This window comes from Micromonospora taraxaci (genome assembly GCF_007830095.1).
GTDB classification, from domain to species: domain Bacteria; phylum Actinomycetota; class Actinomycetes; order Mycobacteriales; family Micromonosporaceae; genus Micromonospora; species Micromonospora taraxaci.
In genome coordinates, this window is the sequence record NZ_VIWZ01000001.1 from 1,766,872 (window position 1) to 1,789,647 (window position 22,776).

The 22,776-nt window shown below is 70.0% G+C and carries 20 protein-coding genes and 2 pseudogenes; 17 read left to right on the plus strand and 5 right to left on the minus strand.

Annotated features, from left to right (window positions below; genetic code table 11):
* Nucleotides 1-4 precede the first annotated feature (4 nt).
* Both FHU34_RS08430 and FHU34_RS08435 read right to left on the minus strand, forming a co-directional pair.
* Complete coding sequence (locus tag FHU34_RS08430) at nucleotides 5-1,012, minus strand: TAXI family TRAP transporter solute-binding subunit (protein WP_145779452.1); 1,008 nt, start codon at nucleotides 1,010-1,012, stop codon at nucleotides 5-7.
* Complete coding sequence (locus tag FHU34_RS08435) at nucleotides 1,009-3,348, minus strand: TRAP transporter fused permease subunit (RefSeq protein ID WP_145779453.1); 2,340 nt, start codon at nucleotides 3,346-3,348, stop codon at nucleotides 1,009-1,011. The genes FHU34_RS08430 and FHU34_RS08435 overlap by 4 nt, the downstream gene beginning before the upstream one ends.
* 174 nt (nucleotides 3,349-3,522) lie before the next feature.
* On the opposite strand from FHU34_RS08435, the gene FHU34_RS08440 reads away from it, so the two are divergent.
* Both FHU34_RS08440 and FHU34_RS08445 read left to right on the plus strand, forming a co-directional pair.
* Entirely contained in the window at nucleotides 3,523-4,455 is a 933-nt protein-coding gene (locus tag FHU34_RS08440; RefSeq protein WP_145779454.1) for an ABC transporter ATP-binding protein, read from the plus strand.
* Between the two features lie 155 nt (nucleotides 4,456-4,610).
* The gene (locus FHU34_RS08445) at nucleotides 4,611-5,150 is read left to right on the plus strand and encodes a hypothetical protein (RefSeq protein WP_145779455.1); all 540 of its coding nucleotides are present in this window, start codon (nucleotides 4,611-4,613) and stop codon (nucleotides 5,148-5,150) included.
* Nucleotides 5,151-5,171: 21 nt separating this feature from the next.
* On the opposite strand, the gene FHU34_RS08450 is transcribed toward FHU34_RS08445, so the two are convergent.
* On the minus strand, nucleotides 5,172-5,399 hold the full coding sequence (locus tag FHU34_RS08450) for a flavin reductase (protein ID WP_145779456.1): 228 nt from the start codon (nucleotides 5,397-5,399) through the stop codon (nucleotides 5,172-5,174).
* A 267-nt stretch (nucleotides 5,400-5,666) separates the two neighbouring features.
* Between FHU34_RS08450 and FHU34_RS08455 the strand changes: the two genes are divergently transcribed.
* On the plus strand, nucleotides 5,667-6,329 hold the full coding sequence (locus FHU34_RS08455; protein WP_145779457.1) for a helix-turn-helix domain-containing protein: 663 nt from the start codon (nucleotides 5,667-5,669) through the stop codon (nucleotides 6,327-6,329).
* Entirely contained in the window at nucleotides 6,326-6,790 is a 465-nt protein-coding gene (locus tag FHU34_RS08460; protein ID WP_167524772.1) for a GNAT family N-acetyltransferase, read from the plus strand. The genes FHU34_RS08455 and FHU34_RS08460 overlap by 4 nt, the downstream gene beginning before the upstream one ends.
* A gap of 1 nt (nucleotide 6,791) precedes the next feature.
* On the opposite strand, the gene FHU34_RS08465 is transcribed toward FHU34_RS08460, so the two are convergent.
* Complete coding sequence (locus FHU34_RS08465; protein WP_341874427.1) at nucleotides 6,792-7,925, minus strand: IS630 family transposase; 1,134 nt, start codon at nucleotides 7,923-7,925, stop codon at nucleotides 6,792-6,794.
* Nucleotides 7,926-8,032: 107 nt separating this feature from the next.
* Here FHU34_RS08465 and FHU34_RS33565 point away from each other — a divergent pair.
* From FHU34_RS33565 to FHU34_RS08490, 5 genes and pseudogenes are all read left to right on the plus strand, one after another.
* Nucleotides 8,033-8,188, plus strand: a pseudogene (locus FHU34_RS33565) (helix-turn-helix domain-containing protein); the annotation flags it as partial.
* Nucleotides 8,179-8,373 carry a DUF397 domain-containing protein gene (locus FHU34_RS08475; RefSeq protein ID WP_145779459.1) on the plus strand — a complete coding sequence of 65 codons (195 nt, stop codon included), beginning with the start codon at nucleotides 8,179-8,181 and terminating at the stop codon, nucleotides 8,371-8,373. The pseudogene FHU34_RS33565 and the gene FHU34_RS08475, both read left to right, overlap by 10 nt.
* A 296-nt stretch (nucleotides 8,374-8,669) precedes the next feature.
* Complete coding sequence (locus tag FHU34_RS08480; protein ID WP_145779460.1) at nucleotides 8,670-9,458, plus strand: ABC transporter permease; 789 nt, start codon at nucleotides 8,670-8,672, stop codon at nucleotides 9,456-9,458.
* 11 nt (nucleotides 9,459-9,469) lie between these two features.
* Nucleotides 9,470-10,279, plus strand: a complete 810-nt coding sequence (locus tag FHU34_RS08485) for an ABC transporter permease (RefSeq protein WP_145779461.1) — start codon at nucleotides 9,470-9,472, stop codon at nucleotides 10,277-10,279.
* Nucleotides 10,280-10,343: 64 nt separating this feature from the next.
* Nucleotides 10,344-11,373: pseudogene (locus tag FHU34_RS08490) on the plus strand (YihY/virulence factor BrkB family protein).
* Nucleotides 11,374-11,444: 71 nt separating this feature from the next.
* Here FHU34_RS08490 and FHU34_RS32880 read toward each other — a convergent pair.
* Nucleotides 11,445-11,918: a hypothetical protein gene (locus tag FHU34_RS32880; protein WP_167524773.1), complete on the minus strand. Its 474-nt coding sequence runs from the start codon at nucleotides 11,916-11,918 to the stop codon at nucleotides 11,445-11,447.
* A gap of 833 nt (nucleotides 11,919-12,751) precedes the next feature.
* Here FHU34_RS32880 and FHU34_RS08505 point away from each other — a divergent pair.
* The 8 genes from FHU34_RS08505 (at nucleotide 12,752) to FHU34_RS08540 (ending at nucleotide 22,727) form a co-directional block, all read left to right on the plus strand.
* Entirely contained in the window at nucleotides 12,752-13,930 is a 1,179-nt protein-coding gene (locus FHU34_RS08505; protein WP_145779462.1) for an ROK family protein, read from the plus strand.
* Nucleotides 13,931-14,063: 133 nt separating this feature from the next.
* Nucleotides 14,064-15,572: a sugar ABC transporter ATP-binding protein gene (locus FHU34_RS08510; RefSeq protein WP_208745129.1), complete on the plus strand. Its 1,509-nt coding sequence runs from the start codon at nucleotides 14,064-14,066 to the stop codon at nucleotides 15,570-15,572.
* On the plus strand, nucleotides 15,569-16,690 hold the full coding sequence (locus FHU34_RS08515; RefSeq protein ID WP_145779463.1) for an ABC transporter permease: 1,122 nt from the start codon (nucleotides 15,569-15,571) through the stop codon (nucleotides 16,688-16,690). The genes FHU34_RS08510 and FHU34_RS08515 overlap by 4 nt, the downstream gene beginning before the upstream one ends.
* A 98-nt stretch (nucleotides 16,691-16,788) precedes the next feature.
* Nucleotides 16,789-17,841, plus strand: coding sequence for a substrate-binding domain-containing protein (locus FHU34_RS08520; protein WP_145779464.1), 1,053 nt, complete (start codon nucleotides 16,789-16,791; stop codon nucleotides 17,839-17,841).
* 54 nt (nucleotides 17,842-17,895) lie between these two features.
* The gene (locus tag FHU34_RS08525; protein WP_425280568.1) at nucleotides 17,896-19,071 is read left to right on the plus strand and encodes a Gfo/Idh/MocA family protein; all 1,176 of its coding nucleotides are present in this window, start codon (nucleotides 17,896-17,898) and stop codon (nucleotides 19,069-19,071) included.
* A gap of 623 nt (nucleotides 19,072-19,694) precedes the next feature.
* Entirely contained in the window at nucleotides 19,695-20,861 is a 1,167-nt protein-coding gene (locus tag FHU34_RS08530) for an inositol-3-phosphate synthase (protein ID WP_145779466.1), read from the plus strand.
* The gene (locus FHU34_RS08535) at nucleotides 20,845-21,762 is read left to right on the plus strand and encodes an SCO3242 family prenyltransferase (RefSeq protein WP_145779467.1); all 918 of its coding nucleotides are present in this window, start codon (nucleotides 20,845-20,847) and stop codon (nucleotides 21,760-21,762) included. Before FHU34_RS08530 ends, FHU34_RS08535 begins: the two co-directional genes overlap by 17 nt.
* Complete coding sequence (locus FHU34_RS08540; protein WP_244311583.1) at nucleotides 21,759-22,727, plus strand: sugar phosphate isomerase/epimerase family protein; 969 nt, start codon at nucleotides 21,759-21,761, stop codon at nucleotides 22,725-22,727. The genes FHU34_RS08535 and FHU34_RS08540 overlap by 4 nt, the downstream gene beginning before the upstream one ends.
* The last annotated feature ends 49 nt before the right edge of the window (nucleotides 22,728-22,776 follow it).

Consider the following 22,776-nt stretch of genomic DNA (forward strand, 5'->3'; position numbering starts at 1 on the left):
CGGGTCAGTTCGCCCCGAGGTCCTTCAGTGCCTTGTCGGCGCCCCGGTGCAGAGGCACCGGCAGGGTCCTGCGGGCCCTCTCCAGCGAGATCCCCTTGGCTGCCGGGTTGGCCTGGGCCAGGGCGTCGCGCTTCTCGAACACGGTCCGGGTGATCGCGCAGGTGACGTTGGCGTCCAGGTCCTTGCGGACCAACAACACATTGGGTACGACGATCGTCGGGGTGTCGGCCGCCGTCTTGTACACGTCCCGCCCGATCGTGCCTTCCTGGTAGCCGGGGCTCAGCGCGGCCATCTTCGGCAGCAGCGGCGCGAGCCCGACGAACGTCACCGTGTCGCCGGCCGTGGTGAACAGGTCGGTCAGGCCCCCGGTGGGCAGACCACCCGACCAGAAGAACCCGTCGACACTGCCGTCCTTGATCCCCTCGACCGTCTTGGTCAGGTCGAGACGCTGCGCCCGGATGTCCTTGGCCGGGTCGAGACCGGCGGCCTCCAGCAGCCGGTTGGCGATCACCTCCGTGCCGGACTTCGGCGAACCGGTGGAGATTCGCTTGCCGCGCATGTCGGCCACCGAGGTGATCCCGGAGTCGTTGCGGACCACCACCTGCGTGTAGTTGTCGTAGATGCGGGCCAGTGCCTGCACCGGCTGCGGCGCGGTGAAGCTGCCCTTGCCCTCGACCGCGTTCACGGCCGTGTCGAACAGGGAGAACGCCACGTCGTACTGGCCGCCGACGAGCTGTTCGACGTTCTGCACCGACGCGCCGGTCTCGGCGGCGGTGCCGGTGAGCTTGCCACCGGTCGCCCCGGACAACTGCCCGGCCAGGGCGTTGCCGACCACGTAGTAGACGCCTGTCGCGTTGCCGGTGGCGATGCCGACGCGGGTCTCCTTGGTCACCTCGCAGGTGACCTCGCTGGCCGCGTCGTCAGTGTCCGCGCCGCCCTGCTGACCCCCGCAACCCGCGACGAGGGCGAGCACGCTGAGACCCGCCGCGAGCCGTACGTCGATTCGTCTCACAGTTTCTCCTCTTTTGGTGTTCGCGGTCGGCCCGTGGATCTCCGTCGGATGAACACGCCCGCCGCCGCGACGGCGGCCAGCGCCGTGCCGACGGCGACCGGCACGGGTTCGAGCCAGAGCAATGTGACGCCGGCGAGCGCGCCCAGCACCCGCTCCGGTACGCCGGCGGGGCCCACACCGGGCAGCCAGCCACCGGCGGCGACGGCGAGCACCGCGACGCTGAGCGCGGTGACCACGGCGGCGAACGCGATCCGCTGGACGCCGCCGATGCCGAGCAGACCCAGGCCGGCCGGCGTGATGACGAACGCGATCGGGGTCAGGTACGCCGGCAGCGCGTACCGCAGGGTCTGCCACATGGTCGGCACCAGCCGACCGCCGGTGACCGCGGCGGCGGCCACCGCGGCGAGCGCGGTCGGCGGCGACACCTCGGACAGGACCGCGAAGTAGAACACGAACATCGCCGCGGCGGGCGCTGTCACGCCCAGGTCGAGCAGGGCCGGGCCGACGATCACCCAACCGATCACGAACGAGGCGGTGACCGGCACGGCCAGGCCCAGCAGGCTGAGCGCGACGGCGGCGAGCAGCGCGGTGAGCACCAGAACCATTGTCGGGTCCGAGGTGGCCACCTTCGCCCCGCCGATCAGCAACGCCGCCGCCTGTGGCCCGAGGCCGGTCTTCGTGGTGGTCGCCGTGATGATGCCGGCGGCGGCGCAGACCGCCGTCACCGCGAGCACGCCGCGTACACCGGTGACGAGCGCGGTCACCAGCCGGGCCGGGGTGAGCCGGTGCGCGCGATCCAGGTAGGACAACGCGGCGGCGAGGACGATGGCGAAGACGACAGCTCTCGTCGCGGAGACACCGACCGCCAGGAACACGATGATGGCGATCAGCGAGGCGAAGTGGTAGCCGAAACGGGCCAGCAGACGCCACGGCGAGCCGACGTCGATCACGACCGGCCGCACACCGGAACGGCGCGCGTCGATCTCCACCGAGAGCAGGATGCCCAGGTAGTAGAGCACCGTGGGCACCGTCGCCCAGCCCAGCACCTGGAGGTACGAGACGCCCAGGTACTCGGCGATGATGAACGCCGCAGCGCCCAGGGTCGGCGGGGAGAGGATGGCGCCCACCCCGGCCGCCGCCAACATGCCACCGGCCCGTTCCGGCGGATAGCCGGCGCGGCGCAGCAGCGGCCAGGTGACCGCCCCGATGCTCACCGTCGTCGCCGCCCCGGAGCCGGAGACGGTGCCGAGCAGGAAACCGGAGGCCACCGCCGTGCGACCGGCGGCGGTGCGCGAGCGGCGGAACGCGGCAGCCGACAACTCGACGAAGAACCGCCCGGCCCCGGACAGCTCCAGCACCGCGCCGTAGATGGTGAACAGCACGATGTACGAGGCGGCCACGTCCAGGGGAGTGCCGTAGAAACCGCTGTCGGAGTTGTAGAACGCGTCCACCAGTTGGCTGAAGTCGAGGCCGGCGTGGGCGACCGGCCAGGACTGCGGCAGCAACCCGCCGTAGTAGCCGTAACCGAGGAACAGCAGGCAGACCGCCGGCAGGATCCACCCGGTGGTGCGCCGGCAGGCCTCCAGCAGCAGAAGCAGCAGGACGGTGCCCAGCACCAGGTCCACCGGCGCCAGCAGGCCCTGCCGGTCGAGGAAGGCGTTGTAGCCGCCGCCACCCGTACCGATCGGGATCGGCAGGACGGGGTAGAGACAGGCTGCCGCGGCCAGCGCGACCAGCACCCAGTCGGTGGCGGTCGGCCGCGCCCGGGTGCTTTCGCTGTCACGGTCGGCGTTGTTGCCGTCGGTGCTGTCGCTGTCGCTGTCGATGCGCCGTCGCCGGGCGCGGAAGCGGGCCGGCAGCCGCAGGTCGGCCGGGTAGGCAAGAAAAACAAGAGGGAGTACGCCGGCGAGAAAGATGATCAAGTAGTACTTGCTGCCCTGCGACAGTGGGCGGAACACCTGCCAGAGAGCGAGTGCGCCGACCGCCAGCGACACCCCGGTGAGGAGCAGACCCGTTGGCCCGTTCAGCACCCGGCCCGGCTTCTCGTCCTCGAACTGGGCGGCGAGGTCGCGGGTGGCCCGTTCGGCGGCATCGGCGGAACCCGTCCGGTCGGCTGTGCCCAGGTGGACCGCGCTGGGGTGTGGCGTGGTCGCGTCGCTCGGGCGTGGCCCGGTCGCTTCCTTGGTGCTCGGGGCAGGCCTGGAGGTGCCGTCTGGCTCGGGCGTCGGGCGCGGTCGGGGTGCCGCACGGTCGGTGCTGCCCGCGGGCTCGCCGGCGGGAGAGTTGGCTGGTCGGGCAGGGGGCGACGAACCATCGGGCGTACTGATGGGCGACACGGAGGGACGATACACGTCGATCGGTCGGCGCGTGGGGCATCGATCGGCGTTTCGGCGGATAGGTCCCGCCGGCCGTGGCGCGGCGGCGGTTCTGCGGAGGTCGGTGGTGCGGATGGCCGGTCGCGGCGGATATTTGCGTGGAGGGCTGTCGGACCCGGCGGTTAGGGTCGGGCGGTGACTTTGGGGCGACCACTGATTCAGGCTCGCGGGCTGGTGAAGCGGTTCGGTGACTTCACCGCAGTGGACGGCATCGACGTCGAGGTCCGCTCGGGTGAGGCGTTCGGTTTCCTCGGGCCCAACGGCGCCGGCAAGTCCTCCACCATGCGGATGGTCGGCTGCATCTCCCCGCCCAGCGCCGGCGAGCTGCGCATTCTCGACCTCGACCCGGTGGCCGACGGGCCGGCGATCCGGGCGCGTCTCGGTGTGTGCCCGCAGCTGGACAATCTCGATCCGGAGTTGACAGTCCGGGAAAACCTGACCGTTTACGCCCGCTACTTCGGCATCTCCCGCCGGGCTGCCCGGGAGCGCGCGGCCGAGCTGCTCGACTTCGTCCAGCTCACCGAGCGGGCCGACAGCAAGGTCGAGCCGCTGTCCGGCGGCATGAAGCGTCGGTTGACAATCGCCCGCGCCCTGGTCAACGACCCGGAGATCGTGCTGCTGGACGAGCCGACCACCGGGCTCGACCCGCAGGCCCGACACCTGGTGTGGGAGCGCCTGTTCCGGCTCAAGCAGCAGGGCGTCACGCTGGTGCTCACCACGCACTACATGGACGAGGCCGAGCAGCTCTGCGACCGCCTCGTGGTGATGGACGGCGGGCGGATCGTCGCGGAGGGCTCGCCGCGCGCCCTGATCGAGCAGCACTCCACCCGCGAGGTGGTCGAGCTGCGCTTCGCCGCCGAGTCCCAGGAGCCGTTCGCTGGCAAGCTCGCCGGGCTGGGGGAGCGGGTCGAGGTGCTGCCCGACCGGGTCCTGCTCTACGTGCCGGACGGCGATGCGGCGGTCGCCGAGGTCACGGCGTTGGGGCTCAACCCGGCCAACGTGCTGGTCCGGCGCAGCGGCCTGGAGGACGTCTTCCTGCACCTGACCGGCCGCACGCTCGTCGACTGACCATTCTGATCTTGGGCCTATCGACCCCGCGCCCGCGAAGATCCACTCGGCTTCCTGAAAGTCGGGGTGTCACAGCGGGGTGGACAGCCCGATTCCCTGAAATCCGAGTCGATCAACGTCTGGGACCGCCGGTCAGTCCCACCCCAGGAGGTTTCATGTCCGATCTGTTGGCCGCCAACCGACGTCAGACCGGGCTGACCGCTCTCTACCTGGGCATCTTCGCGATGGTCTGGTTCAGTGTGCCGGCGGCCGAGCAACCGCTGCGGGCCCTGCTCGTGGTGGGCAGCATCGCCGCACTGCTCACCGCAGTGCTGGGCGGTGTGCTGTCCGCCCGACTCCGCGGGGTCGGCAGCCCCCGGGACCGGGCAGCCGACCGCCCGTACCTGCTCATCGTCGTCGCCGAGTTCGCCGCCGCTGGGCTGGGTGCCGCCGTGCTGATCGCCGCCGACCGGTCCGAGTACGTGCCGGTGCTGGTCTGCCTGGTGGTCGGTCTGCACTTCTTCCCGCTCGCCCCGCTCCTGCGGGACCCACTGCTTCGTCCGCTCGGCGTCGCGCTGTGCCTGGTCGCGGCGGCAGGGCTCGTCACCGGCCTCGCCTCGGCGGTCTCCGCCGGCCTGGTGGTCGGCGTCGGCGCGGGACTGCTGCTGCTCGGTTACGCAGTGCAGGCGCTGGTCCGCGCGTACCGACCGGCCTGACCAACCGCCGACGAGCACCGCTCAACGGGCGCTGGCCCAGGTGAGGAATCGTTCGGTCAGCAGATCCTGTCCGGGCAGGTCACCGGCCGCCTCGTCGAGCAGTGCAGCGAGGTAGACGAGCAGGCCGATCCGGTCCTCGCGGTACTCGCCGAGCAGCGACAGGCGAGCCGGCGAGCAGGGCCACGCCGCGCCGCAGACCCGGCAGCGCCAGGACGGGCGTGCCGCCACGTGCGGGCGGTACCGGGGCATCAGTGCCCGCCACCGTCATGAGCCGACCAGGTGAGTCGCACGAAGGAACCTCCATCGGGTGGGTGGGAGCGCCCCGGATCGGGGGTTCACGGGGCGCTCCCGGCCTGATTCCGCCCGCCGTTCGATCCCGTGAGCGGTTCCGCTGTGTGACAGTCTGGTGAGGACCCGACTACGGTGGGAGGTTCCGCACGCCGACGACCAGCGCGTACGGCGAGCGGCCCAGCACGGTACGAAGATGTACGGGGGTTGTCCGTGGAAGGTTCGTCCATGCTGGAGCACTTCGCCGAGGAGCTGCGGCTGGCTCGGGCCACCGCTGGGATGTCACAGGCGGCGCTGGCCGAGGCGTTGAGCTATTCCGGGGCGCTCGTCGCCAAGGTGGAGACGTCCGAGCGCCGGCCAAGTCTGGACTTCGCGCGGCGGTGTGACGCCGTGTTCCAGGCCGACGGGAGGTTCGAGCGCATCCAACGGCGGATCAGCCGCGAGACAGTCGTGCCCTGGTTCCGCGACTGGGCCGGCATCGAACAGGAGACCACAGCGCTGCGCTGGTTCGAGCCGCTCTGCGTGCCAGGTTTGTTGCAGACCGAGGGCTACGCGCGCGCACTACTGACCGGCGGCGGGCTGTTCGCGCCGGACGAGATCGAGCAACAGGTGTCAACCAGGCTGGACCGGCAGGCGCTGCTCGCGCGTGACCGGCCACCGCTGCTCACTGCCCTGATCGACGAGCACGTGTTGCGCCGAACCGTTGGCGGGCCGGAAGTCATGCGCGAGCAGATTCAGCACCTCGTGAAACTCGGTTCGGCGTTCCCCCGGGTCCGAATCCAGGTGGTGCCAACCTCTGCTGGTGCTTACGTTGGGCTCGGAGGGCCCTTCGTGATCGCTAGTGCCGCATCAGGCAAGGTTTGCCTCGTTCCTGTCAGACTGCTGGGGTGATCGTCAGACTTGCGGGAGAGCAAGACTTCCATGGCTTCCTTGGCCTGGCGGCCCAGGTGGAGTGCTGGTTCGGCCCGATGGTCGAGGACCTTGGCTTCCATGACGCTGTGCGCAAGCACGTTCGTCGGTCCACGGCGATCGTCGCTGTTTCCTCGGGGCCGGATCTCCTGGGTGGGCTGTTGTTCGCGGCGAAGGCCCCGACCTACCACGTCCACTGGCTTGTCGTATCTGCGCAGTCACGGGGGAAAGGCGTCGGTCGTGCGCTGATGGCGGAGGCGATGCGCAGGTATGTGCGTGGCCCAGGCGCCGTTGAGGTGGTCACCTTTGGAGCCGATCACCCGGGTGCCTCCGTCAGCGGTGCACGTGTCTTTTACGAGCGCCTTGGTTTCGCACCCGCCGAGGCTGTCGATCCGGGTCCGGAAGGCGGTTCCCGGCAGGTCTTTCGCCTGGCCGTCACCTGATTCAGGCGACGTTGGCCCGGGCGACGACGTTGTGCAGGCGCTCGTCGGCGGTGTGCTTGTTCCGCCAGATGATGTAACGGCGGATCATGCTGCCCTGGGCCTTGTGGCTGGGGTGGTCGGTGCCGTCGAGGGTGAAGTAGCGCAGGGCGGTGAACTGGGCCTCGATGCGGTTCAGCCACGAGGAGTTGGTCGGGGTGTAGGCGATCTCGACGTTGTTGGCTTCGGCCCAGTCCGCCACCCGGCGGCATCGCTTTGTGGTCAGGTGCGGGGAGTAGTTGTCGCACACAATGGCGATGCGGACCGTGGCCGGGTAGAGGGTGCGCAGGTAGCGGCAGAACTCCAGGAACTTCGACCGGTTCTTGGTCTCTTTGATGTGGCCGTAGAGCTTGTCTTTGCCCAGGTCGTAGGCGGCGAACAGGTGACGGACCCCGTGCGGGCGGGTGTAGGTCGCCCGCCGTCGAGGCCGTGGCTCCCGGTCGGGGTCCTTGTCCTTGCCGCCGCGTTCGGCCCACTGCCGGCCGGGGTGCGGCTGGAGATTCAGCGGCCCGAACTCGTCCAGGCAGAACACCGCCTCCGGCTCGCCGTCCTCGGGTATGACCTCGCCGTCGGCGATCGCGTATAGGTGCTCCACCCGCGCCTTCTTGGCCGCGTAATCCGGATCGCGGGAGGTCTTCCAGGTCTTCATGCGTTGAAAGGAGACGCCTTCCTCGCGGAGCAGGATGCGCAGGCCCTCGTGGCTGATGTCGTCGACCACCCCCTCGGCTACCAGGAAGTCCGCCAGTTTGGTAAGGCTCCAGGTCGAAAACGGCAGGCCGTGCTCGACCGGCCTGGACTTGGCAATCTTCTTGATCTCACGCCGTTCGGGCAGGGTGAACGTCTTCGGCCGTCCACCCCTGTACTTCGGGTAGAGGGACTCGAAGCCGTCGGTGTTGAAGTTGTGGATCACGTCTCGGACCCGGTCCGCGCTGGTGAACGTGACCTCGGCGACCTTGGCCACCGGCATGCCCTGCGCGGACAGCAGCACCATCTGGGCCCGCCGCCAGGTCACCACCGACCCCGTACCGCGGCGAACGATCCGCAGCAGGCGTCTTCCCTCGTCATCGTCGATCTCTCGGACGCGTACTCGTTCGGCCACCCGCATAGCCTGACGGCCACCCGTCGCCCAGGACAGGACCCGAGCGGCGCGTCTCCGACAGGGTGAACGTTGCCTGATGCGGCACTAGTTCGACGCAGGGGGAGGACCTTGTCTACCTTGCCGGCCAGCGTCACGGTCAGGTCATCGACCGATCCGAGTACGTGCGTCAGATGGTCGAGGTGTGGGAGTCAATCCGGGGTGAGGCACTATCGCACGGGCAGTCCCTCGACCTTATGGCGGAAGTGGCGGAGACATGGATTTGACCGGTGCCCGGTGGCGCAAGAGCACTCGTAGTGGCCCGGACGGCGGCAACTGTGTGGAGGTTGCCGACAATCTGCCTGGGCTGGTGGCCGTCCGCGATTCCAAGGATCCGGCCGGGCCGGTGCTGGTCTTCACGCCTGGCGCGTGGCGCACGTTTGTCTGGTCTGATCCCGTCCGCCGGGTGTGATCGACTCCAGGTCGGCGATATGGGGGTGTCCGCTCGCGGCAATACCGCCACGTCGCGCCCGCAGCCCTGATCGACTCGGATTTCAGGAGAACGGGGCATCCCGCGGCGACTGATACCCCGACTTCCTGCAAGCCGAGTCGATCCCGGCGGCGGTCGCGTCGAGCGAGGTCGGCGCGCCGGTCGAGGCGGCGAAACCCGGGCGACACATCGACTGCGTCGCCGTAGGGTGACCGGCGGTCTGTCGTACCCCCGGGGTAGACAGGTCGTGGTGCCGACGCAGTGGGCGGGGTGGTCGTGTGAGTGTGGCGGGATCGGCGCGGTTTCCGTGGGTGCCGGCGTACGCGGTGTTCGAGCACTACCTGGTCGGTCTGCGGCGCACCTGGCGGGCGGGGGTGTTCTCCTCGTTCCTGCTGCCGGTGCTGACCGTGCTCGGCTTCGGGCTGGGCGTGGGGGCCTACATCGACCAGGGCGTCGGCGGGGTGCGCTACCTCGACTGGCTGGTGCCCGGTCTGATCGCCTCGACCGCGCTCCAGGTGACAGTCGGTGACTCCACCTGGCCGGTGTTCAGCAACTTCCAGTGGGTCAAGACCTACTTCTCGCAGGCTGCCTCACCGTTGCGGGTGGGCGACATCGTGGCCGGGCACCTGGCCTTCGTGCTGTTTCGGGTACTCACCACGATCGCGGCGTTCTTGCTGGTCACCGGGTTGTTCGGGGCGTTGCGCTCGCCGTGGGCGGTGGTCACCCTGCCGGTGGTCGCGTTGCTCGGGCTGGCCGTCGCCGCGCCGACCTTCGCGTACGCGGCGTCGGTGTCCAGCGACAGTTGGCTGGCGATGCTGTTCCGGTTCGCGGTCATCCCGATGACGCTCTTCGCCGGGGTGTTCTTCCCGGTCGAGTCACTGCCCGACGCGTTGCGGTGGTTGGCGTACGTGACGCCGCTGTGGCATGCCGTCGACCTGTGCCGCGCGGCCACGCTGGGCGTCGCCCCGCAGTGGTCCATCGTCGGGCACGTGCTCTACCTGGGTGCCTGGGCCGCCGCCGGTTGGCTGTTGGCGGTGCGCACGTTCCGTCGCAAGCTGGTCGTCTAGGAAGGCTTGTCGTGGTCACGCTGATCCTGCCCCGGCTTGTCGACGTCTCCGCCGCGTCCCGGCGGTCGGCCTCGGTGGTCGAGCGCAACCTCGCGGCGCTGAAGTCGGTCTACTGGCTGCTGCTGCTCTCCGGCTTCGTGGAGCCGCTGCTCTACCTGCTGTCGATCGGGGTGGGCGTCGGCGCGCTGGTCGGCGACCTGCCGTTGCCGGACGGACGACTGGTCTCGTACGCCGCGTTCGTGGCCCCGGCGATGCTCGCCTCGTCGGCGATGACCGGCGCGCTCGCGGAGACCACCTTCAACTTCTTCGGCAAGATGAAGTACATGAAGCTGTACGACGGGATGATCGCCACCCCGGTACGGCCGTTCGAGATCGCCGTCGGTGAACTGGGTTGGGCGATGCTGCGAGGCAGCGCCTACTCGGCCGCGTTCCTCGGGGTGATGGTCGCTCTGGACCTGACCAGCGTGACTCGGGCGCTGACTGCTCTGCCGGCGGCGGTGCTGGTCGGGTTCGCGTTCGGGGCGCTGGGCATGGCGATCTCCACCTTCATGCGCAGCTGGCAGGATTTCGACCTGGTGGGCTCCGCCCAATTCACCCTCTTCCTGTTCTCCGGCACCTTCGTGCCGGCGCAGGCCTACCCGACAGTGCTGCACTGGCTGATCGAGATCACTCCGCTGTACCGGTCGGTGCACCTGATCCGCGGGGTCGCGCTGGGCAGCGGCGGGTGGCTGTGGCTGCTCGACGTGCTCTACCTGCTGGTGGTGGTGGCGGTCGGCCTGCTGGTGGCATCGCGTCGAATGGGCAGGTTGCTCTACAAGTAGGGGTTACGCGCGACAGTTGACGGGGCATGTCCGGAGGTGACACCGCCGACGATGAGGAGAGGCGATGGCCTCGAACGAGTCTTCCGCCCAGCGGGAGCAGGAGCGTGATCCCGCCAGCGCGCCAGTTGGTCCCGACGCGGGGCCGGACAGCCCCACCGACCTGCCCGGCAGTGGGTGGAAGGCGGCCGGCCCTGCGCCGGACGTTCAGCGAGTTCCAGGACGACAGCCTGACCGACTGGGCGGCGGCACTCACCTACTACGGGGTGCTGTCCATCTTCCCCGGCGTGCTGGTGCTGATCTCGATCCTCGGCCTGCTCGGCGAGAGCGCCACCCAGGGCGTCACTGACACTGTCAACCAGGCGGTGCCCGAGGACAGCATCCGGAAGATCATCACCGACGCGATCGGTGCCGCTGACAACGGTGGCCTCGCCAGCGTCGCGGCGATCATCGGTCTCGTAGCGGCGTTCTGGTCCGCCTCCGGCTACGTCGGCGCGTTCATGCGCGCCTCGAACACGATCTACGACGTGCCGGAGGGGCGGCCGATCTGGAAGACGCTTCCGATCCGGCTGGGCGTGACGGCGGTGATCGGGGTGCTGCTGCTGGCCAGCGCCGTGATCGTGGTGTTCACCGGTCGCTTGGCCGAGTCGGTCGGCGACGTGATCGGGGTCGGCTCGACGGCGGTCGCGGTGTGGGACATCGCCAAGTGGCCGGTGCTGCTGGTCCTGGTCAGCCTGATGTTCGCGATCCTCTACTGGGCCTCGCCGAACGCCCGCCACGGTGGTTTCCGCTGGGTCAGCCCCGGCGGTGTGCTGGCGGTGGTGATCTGGCTGCTGATCTCCGGGCTGTTCGCCTTCTACGTGAGCAACTTCGGTTCGTACGACAAGACGTACGGGACGCTGGCCGGCGTGATCATCTTCTTGGTCTGGCTCTGGCTCAGCAACATCGCGATTCTGCTGGGCGCCGAGTTCGACGCCGAGTTGGAGCGCGGCCGTGCCATCGCGGCGGGTCACGGCGTTGACGACGAGCCGTACGTCGAGCTGCGCGACGACCGCAAACTCCGCAAGAAGCGCAACCAGCGGGGTTCGGTCGACTGAGACGCGCCAGTGGCTACCGGGCCAGTCTTGGACCCGGTAGCCGCTGACGCGCGCAATTGTGGAGCCGACCGTCAGCTGCAGGCTGAGGTGAGGCACCAACCGTTGAGGGTGACTTCCTGGAGGTCGTTCACCTTGTGCCAGCCGGGGTAATATTTGTTACCCACGCTGTCGTAATAAATGTATCCGCTGGGCACCTGGAAACCGTCAGTGTCCCGGAATTCGTAGTAGTACCTCGAATCGGATGCGCTGCCCTGGCCGGCCGGCAGCCACATGGTTTTGCTGTTGGTTGGCCAGTTGCCTGAGAGCTTCACGGATCGGCCCAGCCGGTTCTTCACCTCACCGCAGAAAATGCCGGCGGTGCAGTTGCCGAGCGGGACGAAGTCCGAGCCAGCGGGGTTGGAAGCAGCCTGCTGGACGGGTGCGGCGACCGTTGTCGCGACGGCGGAGCCCGTCGAAGCTGGTGCCGCCTGGGCCGCCGACGGCACCAGGAACGCGAAGAAGGTCGCTGCGGACACGGCCGCGATAAATCGCGTCGGTCGATTCATTGGGGTCCTTCCCGTCGGGGTTTTCGGGCACGACAGAACGGCGTTTCATCGCGATTGGAGAATTGCGGTGCGCGATTCGACCCCGTGGCTGTCGATGTCTAAGGACGCTATCGGTGACGTAGACGACTGTCAACGTCCTTTGCAATTGTTGTGGTGCTGGACACGGGCTGTTCAGCGTGCTCTCCGTTGGCGTATTCGCTGCTTGAGCAGGGTTTGGCGGCACCGCTGCGGTTCCGTCCGAGCTGACCCCATCGGATGCACCCCACCCACGCCGAGTGCGGTTGCCAAGATCCGCGCAACTTCGGTGAAGTTGCTGCCTCAGCGTGCGACGAGCCAGCACTTTCCCCGATGTTGCGCGGATCTTGGAGGGGCGGGGGTGTGCGGAGCGGTCAGCTCCCGCGCGGAAGGGTGTCCCGGCTCCCAAGATCGTGCAAGAACCACGATGTAGTGGTGTCGGTGCGGCGGTGAGGCCCCTATTTCCTGGTTCGTGCACGATCTTGGCGCGGGGCGCGGGGCGCGGGGCGCGGGGCGCGGGGCGCGGGGCGCGGGGCGCGGGGCGCGGGGCGCGGGGCGCGAGGCGCGAGGCGCGAGGCGCGAGGCGCGAGGCGCGAGGCGCGAGGCGCGAGGCGCGAGGCGCGGGGCGCGAGGGGCTGGTGCACGCCGCCGCCGGTGCACCCTCCGCAGGCACGACCAAAACTTCTGTCCGTTTGAGCAAAAGTTAGCGTCGGAACAGCCGAAGCTCTGGACAGGCGATGCGAGCGCTCCTACTGTGTCGGACACAACACATCGGCATTGCGTCGATGTGAACGATGCCAATGCAGAGGCGGCTCCCGGTGCGAACGGTCGACCCTTTACACGTGCGACTGTTGCGGTTGCTCCGCGACGAGGGAGCCGTGTCGCGGGCCGAGCTGGGCGACCGACTCCAGATGCCGCGCCCGCGCATGCTGGCCGAACTGGACCGTCTGGTCGCCCTGGGTTACGTCGCCGAGGCCGGGCTCGCCGCCTCCCGGGGTGGGCGTCGCTCGACGCTGGTCGAGCTGAACCCGAAGCTGCGCTTCGCCGCCGTCGACCTCGGTGCCAGCTCGATGGACATCGAGGTGGTCAACGGCCGCCTCGAACCGGTGGCCCACTACGGCGAGGCCGCCGACATCCGTAACGGTCCGAAGGTGACCCTGCAACGGGTCAACGAACTGCTGCACAAGGCCCGGGTCGACGGGGCGTACGAGCGGCTGGACGCGGTAGGCATCGGCGTACCCGGCCCGGTCAGTTTTCGGGACGGCGTCCCGGTCTCGCCGCCGATCATGCCGGGCTGGGACCGGTACCCGGTGCGTGAGCTGCTCAGCCGGGAGCACGGCTGCCCGGCGGTGGTCGACAACGACGTCAACATCATGGCGATCGGTGAGCGGCACGGTGGGGTCGCGCACTCGGTGGACGACTTCCTCTTCGTGAAGATCGGCACCGGCATCGGGTGCGGCATCTACCTCACCGGCGAGGTTTACCGGGGCACCGACGGCTGCGCCGGCGACATCGGCCACATCCAGGTCGACTCGCACGGTCCGATGTGTTCGTGCGGCAACATCGGCTGCCTCGAAGCGCTGTTCAGCGGTGCGGCGCTGGCCAAGGACGCCACCGCCGCGGCCCGCAGTGGGGCGTCGCCGGCGCTGGCCGAGCGGATGTCCCTACGCGGTGTGGTGACCGCCCTCGACGTCGCCGAGGGTGCCGTCGAGGGGGACGTGACCTGCATCCAGCTGATCCGTGACGGCGGACGGCGGGTCGGCGGCGTGCTCGCCGGCCTGGTCAGCTTCACCAATCCGTCGATGATCGTGATCGGCGGCGGGCTCGCCCAGCTCGGGCACATCCTGCTCGCCGAGATCCGCAGTGTGGTCTACCGCCGTTCGCTGCCGTTGGCCACCGGCAACCTGCCGGTCGTGCTGTCCGAGCTCGGTGGCCGAGCCGGCGTCGCCGGAGCGGCAGTGCTGGCCAGCGACGTCGCCTTCGCGGAAGCCGCATGAAGTTGACCGAGATCCTGTCGTGAGCGAGGAGGAGACTGTGGCTCTGCCCGAGGATGACCCCGCCACCGCGTCGGCCGAGGCCGTCGCCGAGGCACCGCTGGTCGAGGCTCCCGCCGACACCGTCGCGGGCGAGGTGGTCCTGCGCCTCACCGATCTGGTCAAGACCTTCCCCGGCGTACGCGCACTGGACGGTGTGCAGCTGGAGGTGCGTGCCGGCGAGGTGCACTGCCTGCTCGGGCAGAACGGCGCGGGCAAGTCCACCCTGATCAAGGTGCTCGCCGGCGTGCACCAACCGGATTCGGGGCAGGTGGAGTGGCGCGGTGAACCGGCGACCTTCGCCAACCCGCAGGCCGCCATGAAGGCCGGCATCGCCACCATCTACCAGGAGCTCGACCTCGTCGAGGACCTGTCGGTGGCGGAGAACGCCTTCCTCGGCCACGAGTACCGCAACTTCGGGTTCGTCCAGCGCGGTCGGATGGCTCGGCACACCCGGCAGATCCTCGGCCGGCTCGGTCACGCCGAGATTCCGCCCGGACGGATGGTCCGGTCGCTGCCGGCGGCGGGCAAGCAGATCGTCAGCATGGCCCGGGCACTGTCGCACGAGGCCCGACTGATCATCATGGACGAGCCGAGCGCGGTGCTGGCCCACGACGAGGTCGGCAACCTGTTCCGGATCATCCGGGAGCTGACCGCGCAGGGCATCGCCGTCATCTACATCTCGCACCGGCTCGAGGAGATCCGTGAGATCGGTGACCGGGTCACCGTACTCAAGGACGGTCGGACCACGGCGGCGAACCTGCCGGCGCGCGACACCCCGACCCGCGACCTGGTCAGCCGGATGACCGGCCGGACCATCGAGTACGTCTTCCCGGACCGGCCGGTCGACGACGGCGTCGGCGACGACCTGCTCCAGGTGGAGGGGTTGACCCGCACCGGTGAGTTCGCCGACGTCTCGCTGAACGTGCGTGCCGGGGAGATCGTCGGCATCGCGGGGCTGGTCGGCTCGGGGCGGTCCGAGCTGCTGGAGACGATCTACGGTGCTCGTCTCCCGGAGGCCGGTCAGGTTCGGATGAACGGGCAGGTGCTGCGTCCCGGCGTCGGCTCGGCGGTCCGGGCCGGCATGGGGATGGCGCCGGAGGAACGCAAGAGCCAGGCTCTGCTGCTAGGTGAACCGATTTACCGCAACGTCACGCTGGCCACCTTCGGCCGGTACGCGCGGCTCGGCTTCACCGACGCCGCCAAGGAACGCGCCGAGGCGGACCGGATCGCCGAGACCCTGGAGCTGCGGCCCCGGGACGTCGACCGGCCGGTACGCACGCTGTCCGGCGGCAACCAGCAGAAGGTGGTGGTCGGGCGGTGGTTGCTCGGCGGCACCAAGCTGTTGCTGCTCGATGAGCCCACCCGGGGCGTGGACGTGGGCGCCCGGGCTGAGCTCTACCAGGTCATCCGGTCGTTGGCCGCGCAGGGCGTCGGGGTGTTGCTGGTCTCCAGCGAGGTGCCCGAGGTGCTGGGTCTGGCCGACCGGGTGCTGGTGATGCGGGAAGGGCGTGTCGTCCGCGAAGCCGCGGCCGGCGAACTCGACGAGAACACTGTGCTTGACCTCGTGATGGCGGGGTCCTTGATGGAAGGCGCACCGGCATGAGCGACGCGACTCCCACTCCCACCGCGACACCGGAGCGCCCGCAGCTTCCGGCACAGTCGCCGCCGGTGGACCCGGCGGAGACGGCGGTGGCCAGCGATAAAGCAACTTCGGGCCGGCTCTCCTGGTGGCGGGGGGACGGCGGCGACGGCGCCAAGCGCAACCTCGGTCTGATCGGGGTGCTGGCGGCGCTCATCGTGGTCGGTGCGATCACGAAGCCGGACCTGTACGGCGACCCGAACTGGGTGTGGAACAACGTCCTGGCCATCCTCCAGCTCGCCTCGGTCGTCGGTGTGGTCACCGTCGGGATGACCTTCGTGATCATCGGCGGCGGCATCGACCTGTCGGTAGGTGCGATCGTCGCGCTGGCCGGCGTCTGGTGCACCACCGTCGCCACCCAGAACTTCGGCGCCGGCGGCATGATCTTCACCGCCCTGGTGGTCGGCATCTGTGTCGGCCTGGTCAACGGCGTGCTCATCTCGTACGGCCGGTTGGTCCCCTTCATCGCGACGCTCGCGATGCTGGTGGCCGCGCGAGGGCTCGCGGCGTCGATCTCCAACAAGCAGACCCAGGTGTCGAGCAGCACCTTCATCAACGACATCGCGGCGCGCAAGGTGATCGGGATCCCGATCCTCGTCTACATCCTCGGCGCGGTGGTCCTGGCCGGGTGGGTCCTGCTCAACCGGACGACCTTCGGCCGGCGGACGATCGCCGTCGGTGGCAACCCGGAGGCGGCACGGCTGGCCGGCATCAACGTCCGGCGGCACACCATGCTGCTCTACGCGCTCTCCGGTCTCTGCTGCGGCATCGCCGCCATCATGCTCACCTCGCAGGCCACCTCGGCGCAGGCGGCGATGGCCAACCTGTACGAGCTGGACGCGATCGCCGCGGCGATCATCGGCGGGACGCTGCTCAGCGGGGGTCGCGGCACGATCGTCGGCTCGTTGCTCGGCGTCATCATCTTCGCCACGATCACGAACCTCTTCGCCATCAACGGCCTCTCCATCGAGGCGCAGAACATGGTCAAGGGCGGCATCATCGTCGCCGCCGTCTTGATCCAGCAGTTCCAGTACAAGTCAGTCACTCGGCTCCTCGCGCGGAACAGGGTCACCACCGCCTGACGCACCGCACCGTTGTCCCTGGCCACGTCGAAACTTTCGACGCTGGCGGGGCCTCGCACACCCTCAATCAGTCAGATACCGCTTCCAGGAGGTCGTTCATGACCCAGCACAGTCGCGACCTGTCGCGCCGCCGGTTGCTCTTCGGCGGGGCCGCAGTTGGCGCCGCCACCCTGCTGACCGCCTGCACCAGCAACGAGACACCGGCTGCCAGCACCCAGACCAAGGCCGCGGGCGGCGGCGAGGGCAACAACGCCCCCGGCAAGAAGGTCGTCATCGGCTTCTCCGCGCCGGCCGCCGACCACGGCTGGATGGGTGCCATCCACGCCAACGCCAAGGCCCAGGCGGCGGCCTACTCGGACGTGGAGTTCAAGGAGGTCGACGGTGGGTCGAACTCCGAGGCCCAGCGCTCGACGCTCGGCACCCTGATCGCCCAGAAGCCGGACATCATCGTCGTGCTGCCGCACGACGGCAAGGAGGTCAACGCCGTTGCCCTCCAGGCCATGCAGGCCGGCATTCCGATCGTCAACCTCGACCGTGCCTTCCCCGACGCGCTCGCGTCGCGGCTGGTCATCAAGGGTGACAACTACGGCATGGGCGTCTCGGCCGGGCACTTCATCGGCAAGATGCTCAAGGACAAGGGTGTCGCCAACCCGGTCATCGGTGAGATCGCCGGTCTGGAGATCCCGCTGACCGTCGAGCGCAGCGAAGGCTTCAAGGCCGCCCTGGCGACCTACGGCTTCACGGTGCGGAACCGTCGCTCGGCCGAGTTCACCTCCGACAGCGGCCAGCGTGAGGCGTCCCAGCTGCTCCAGGCGCTGCCGAAGATCGACGCGATCTGGAACCACGACGACGACCAGGGCATCGGCGTGCTGGCCGCCATCAAGCAGGCCAACCGTTCCGAGTTCTTCATGGTCGGCGGCGCCGGCTCCAAGCTCGCGATCGACGCGATCAAGGCCGACAACACCGTGCTCAAGGCGACGGTCACCTACAACCCGTCGATGGCCTCCTCGGCCGTCTCGCTGGCGCGGCTCATCGCGCAGGGGCGTGGCCTGGGCGACCTGACGGAGCTCCAGGTGCCCAAGGAAGTGACCCTGGCCTCCGAGACGATCACCAAGGAGAACGCGAGCAGCTACGACAAGCTCGGGTTCTGACATACCGGGGGGAGACCCACCTTGTCCACGACAGACAAAGAACTGCGGGTCGGCATGGTCGGCTACGCGTTCATGGGCGCCGCGCACTCACAGGCGTGGCGCACCGTGAACCGCGTGTTCGACCTGCCGGCGCGGGCCCGGATGGCGCTGATCTGCGGTCGAGACACAGGGAAGGTGGCGGACGCCGCCGACCGACTCGGCTGGGAGGCGTACACCACGGACTGGCGTGATCTGATCAACCGGGACGACATCGACGTGATCGATGTGTGTACCCCGGGCGACAGTCACGCCGAGATCGCCCTCGCCGCGTTGGCCGCCGGCAAGCACGTTCTGTGCGAGAAGCCGCTGGCCAACACGGTGGAGGAGGCGCGGGCGATGACCGCTGCGGCGGAGGTCGCCCGGGCCGCCGGAGTGCGGTCGATGTGCGGGTTCAACTACCGCCGGGTCCCCGCGGTCACGATGATGCGGCAGTTGGTCGCCGACGGACGGCTCGGGGTGATTCGACACGTCCGTGCGACGTACCTGCAGGACTGGATCGTGGACCCGCAGTTCCCGCTGGTCTGGCGGTTGCAGAAAGACAGGGCGGGCTCCGGCGCGCTCGGTGACATCGGTGCCCACATCATCGACCTGACCCAGTTCGTCACGGGTCAGCGGATCAGCGGGGTCAGCGCGGTCACCGAGACCTTCGTCAAGGAGCGTCCGTTGCCGGCCGAGTCGAGTGGCCTGGCGGCCACTGTGGACGGCGGTACGGCGCCCACCGGGCCGGTGACCGTCGACGACGCCGCGGTGTTCGTGGCCCGGCTCGACGGTGGCGCTCTGGCCACGTACGAGGCGAGCCGGTTCGCCACCGGTCGCAAGAACGCGCTGCGCGTCGAGATCAACGGTTCGTTGGGCAGCGTGGTCTTCGACCTGGAACGGCTCAACGAGCTGGAGTTCTACGACGCCACCCGGCCCACCGCGGAGCAGGGTTTCAGCCGCATCCTGGTGACCGAGGGCGAGCACCCGTACATGTCGGCGTGGTGGCCCCCGGGCCACATCATCGGCTACGAGCACTCGTTCACGCACGAGATGCGCGACTTCATCGAGGCGGTCGCCACCGGTGTCGACCCGACTCCTTCGTTCGCCGACGCGTTGCAGGTCCAGCTGGTGCTGGACGCGGTGGCCCGTTCGGCGGAACTCGGCTCCTCCTGGACCGAGGTCGAACCGGCGCTGACCGCGGCGACCGTCTGACCATCGACCATCCGCGATGACGGTGTTCGCATCGCCATCGCCCGACCGGCTTCCCGAAGCCGACCGGCGAGGACCGGCCGCGGATTGCGCCCCGCGGCCGGGACGAGGTCGGCGTCGGAGAGCGTGCGGCCGGGCCTGACGGCCCGGTGGCGCACGAGCAGGACGGTCGTCCGGTGCGACCGGACCGGGATTCCCCGGCCGCACCGGAGGACCGCCACCATCGGTGGACACCGCAGGACCTGACTAGACCGCCCGCCGTTGCCCCCACCCGTACCGCATCCACTCGTCGACGTTCGGCGGGTCGTGCTCGGTTCGGTGACCTGGTGGGCGCGGCGGCCTGAGACGCCCGGCCGGGGCATGCCAACGCCCCGACTGGTCGGATGCGGGGGAGACAGGGTCGAGACGCCGACCCGACCCTGTCTACCAAGCCCCGTCTGCCTGTACCCGGGCCGGGATCCGGTCCGGCGTCGTCGCCGCCGACGCCGACGTCGGAAACCGGTGCCGATCCGGTGCGGGGAGGGCGGACGGGGCCCCTCGACCAAGGCCGTATCTTTCCGAAACATATTCTGATATTCCTATATTTAGCGGTACCGACGGTTCCTCGTGAACGGGGAAGGAGCACCATGCGAACAGGTGTCTGGCTGGTAGGAGCGCGCGGATCCGTCGCGACCACCAGCATCGTCGGGGGGCTCGCGCTGCGGGCCGGCCTGGCCGGGCCGACCGGCTGCGTCACCGAGCTTCCCGAACTGCGCGGCCCGGCTCTACCAGCCTTCGCCGACCTGGTCTTCGGCGGACACGACGTGGCCACCACTCCGCTGTGCAAGCGCGCCGAGGCGCTCGCCGACGCCGGTGTCATCCCCTGGCGGCTGGTCGCCGCGCTCCGCGACGAGCTGGGCGTGGTCGATCAGGAGCTGCGCCCCGCGCCGGTCGGTGCGACCCAGGCCGATCGTGCCGCCGCCGTGGTCCATGACCTCACCGCCTTCCGGGAGCGGCACGACCTGGACCGGGTGGTGGTGGTCAACGTCTCCGCCACCGAGCCGGCCCCGCAACCGCACCCCGGGCACGCCGACCCGGCCGCCCTGAGCGCCGCTCTGGCCGGGCCCGGCGAGGTGCTGCCGGTCAGCTCCCTCTACGCGTACGCGGCAGTGCTCGCCGGCTGCCCGTACGTCGACTTCACCCCGTCCACCGGGCTGCGGCTGCCGGCCCTGGCGGCGCTGGCCGAGGAGGCCCGCCTGCCGTACGCCGGGCACGACGGGAAGACCGGGGAGACCCTGGTCAAGTCGGTGCTCGCGCCGATGTTCGCGATGCGCAACCTGGACGTGCGCTCCTGGTCCGGGTTCAACCTGCTCGGTGGTGGCGACGGTGCCACCCTGGCCGACCCGGCCGCGAACGCGGCGAAGGTGCAGAGCAAGCAGCGGGTGCTCGGCGAGACGCTGGGCTACGTCCCGCAGGGCGGCACGCGCATCGAGTACGTCGAGGAGTTGGGCGACTTCAAGACCGCCTGGGACCTGATCACCTTCGCCGGGTTCCTCGGCACCGGCATGCGGATGGAGTTCACCTGGCACGGCTGCGACTCCGCGTTGGCCGCGCCGCTGGTGCTCGACCTGGCCCGGCTCACCGCCGCCGCGCACGCCGCCGGGCTGGTGGGGCCGCTGACCGAGCTGGGCTTCTTCTTCAAGGACCCGATCGGCTCGCCCACCCACTCGCTGGGCGAGCAGTGGGCCCGGTTGACCGACTTCACCCGGCGCCTGCACGCCGACGGGGGCGGTGACCATGACAACGTTGGCTGACCTCGCCGAGCTCGTCCGGGCGCCGGCCGCGCTCTCGGTGCCCGGTGACGTGGTCGCCGGAGCGGCGGCGGCCGGCGCGCTGGGTCCGCGTACCCCTGCGCTGGCCGGCGCCTCGGTGCTGCTCTACTGGGCCGGCATGGCCGCCAACGACTGGGCCGACCGGGGCCTGGACGCCGAGGAACGGCCCGAGCGGCCCATCCCCAGCGGGCGGATCACCCCGGCCGCCGCGGTCGGTCTGGCGGCGGGCCTCACGGCCGCCGGCGTGGGCCTGGCCGCCGCCGTGGGCGGCCGCCGCGCCGCCGCGCTCGCCGTGCCGCTGGCCGCCACCATCTGGGGGTACGACCTGCTGGCCAAGAACACCGCCGCCGGCCCGGCGGTGATGGCCGCCTGTCGAGGGCTGGACGTGCTGCTCGGCGCGTCCGGCGGCCGGTTGACCCGGGCGTTGCCGGCGGCGGCGACCGTCGCCGCGCACACCTGGACGGTGACCGCGCTGTCCCGCCGGGAGGTGACCGGCGCGGAGGCCACCCTGCCGATGCGCACCCTCGCGGGCACGGCGGTGGTCGCCGCCAGCGCCGCCGTCCCCGGCGTCCGACGCGCCGTCGCCCGACCGGAGGACCCGACCGTTGCGCGCCCCGACCGGTCCCGGAGGGCCGCCGTCGCGGCAGTTCTGCCCGCCGCGCTGGCCGGTTGGTATGCGGCCCGCTACGGAGCGGCCCAGGTCGAGGTGGTCCGCGACCCCTCGGCCGGGCGGGTCCGCGCCGCCGTCGGCGCCGGGATCACCGGCCTGCCCGCCCTTCAGGGCGCACTGACCGCTCGCAGTGGAGCCGGCCTGCTGGGGTTGGCCGTCGCGGCGGCCGCGCCGCTGGGTCGACGGTTGGCGCGGAAGGTCTCCCCGACATGACAGTTCCCCAGGCCCGACCCGCGCCACCAGCCGGTGACGCCACGACGCTGCGGCTCGGGTACGGCACGAACGGCTTCAACAACCATCGCCTCGACGACGCGCTCGCCGTCATCGCCGACCTCGGCTACGACGGGGTGGCGCTCACCCTCGACCACGACTACCTCGACCCGTTCGCGCCCGGCCTCACCCGTCGGGTCGCCGCCGTCAGCCGACGGCTGAACGAGTTGGGGCTCGCTGTGGTGATCGAGACCGGGGCCCGGTACCTGCTCGACCCGTGGCACAAACACGCGCCGACGTTGCTGCACGACGACCCGACCCGACGGATCGAGTTCCTGCGCCGGGCCGTTCGGATCGGCGCCGACCTGGGCGCCGAGGCGGTCTCGTTCTGGGCCGGCGTCCGGCCCGAGACGGTGTCACCGCAGTGTGCCTGGGACCGGCTGGTGGCCGGCTGCGCCACAGTCGTCGACGCGGCCGACACCGCGGGCGTCACCCTCGGCTTCGAACCGGAACCGGGCATGCTGGTGCAGGACATCGCCGACTGGCGTCGGCTGCGTACCGCGCTCGGTGACCCGGCCCGGTTCGGCATCACCCTCGATATCGGCCACTGCCGCTGCCTGGAGCCCTGGCCGGTGCCGCAGTGCGTCACCGAGGTGGCCGCGCACCTGGTCAACGTGCAGATCGACGACATGCGCCGGGGCGTGCACGAACACCTGGAGTTCGGCGTCGGCGAAATCGACTTCCCGCCGGTGCTGGCGGCCCTGGCGGCGGCCGGCTATCGCGGGCTGGTCGCGGTGGAGCTGCCCCGCGACTCGCACGCCGCGCCCGCCGTGGCCGCCCGGTCGATCGAGTTCCTGCGGGCCGCCGCGGCCGCCGCTGGTCACAGTGCTCGCACCCTTTGCTCTGCACCCGCCGAGGCGACACCCGCCGACGCGACAGCCGCCGACGACACCCCGGTGCATATGTAGGTGCAGAGCAAAGGGTGGCGGGGCACCGGGATGCCGGCGTAGCTACAAG

What these genes read in the sequence shown, in the direction of transcription:
- FHU34_RS08445 (WP_145779455.1), top strand. Translation starts at nt 4,611, where the DNA reads ATGTCCGATCTGTTGGCCGCCAACCGACGTCAGACCGGGCTGACCGCT.
- FHU34_RS08450 (WP_145779456.1), bottom strand. Translation starts at nt 5,399, where the DNA reads ATGCCCCGGTACCGCCCGCACGTGGCGGCACGCCCGTCCTGGCGCTGC.
- FHU34_RS08455 (WP_145779457.1), top strand. Translation starts at nt 5,667, where the DNA reads ATGCTGGAGCACTTCGCCGAGGAGCTGCGGCTGGCTCGGGCCACCGCT.
- FHU34_RS08475 (WP_145779459.1), top strand. Translation starts at nt 8,179, where the DNA reads ATGGATTTGACCGGTGCCCGGTGGCGCAAGAGCACTCGTAGTGGCCCG.
- FHU34_RS32880 (WP_167524773.1), bottom strand. Translation starts at nt 11,918, where the DNA reads ATGAATCGACCGACGCGATTTATCGCGGCCGTGTCCGCAGCGACCTTC.
- FHU34_RS08515 (WP_145779463.1), top strand. Translation starts at nt 15,569, where the DNA reads ATGAGCGACGCGACTCCCACTCCCACCGCGACACCGGAGCGCCCGCAG.
- FHU34_RS08520 (WP_145779464.1), top strand. Translation starts at nt 16,789, where the DNA reads ATGACCCAGCACAGTCGCGACCTGTCGCGCCGCCGGTTGCTCTTCGGC.
- FHU34_RS08525 (WP_425280568.1), top strand. Translation starts at nt 17,896, where the DNA reads ATGGTCGGCTACGCGTTCATGGGCGCCGCGCACTCACAGGCGTGGCGC.
- FHU34_RS08530 (WP_145779466.1), top strand. Translation starts at nt 19,695, where the DNA reads ATGCGAACAGGTGTCTGGCTGGTAGGAGCGCGCGGATCCGTCGCGACC.
- FHU34_RS08535 (WP_145779467.1), top strand. Translation starts at nt 20,845, where the DNA reads ATGACAACGTTGGCTGACCTCGCCGAGCTCGTCCGGGCGCCGGCCGCG.
- FHU34_RS08540 (WP_244311583.1), top strand. Translation starts at nt 21,759, where the DNA reads ATGACAGTTCCCCAGGCCCGACCCGCGCCACCAGCCGGTGACGCCACG.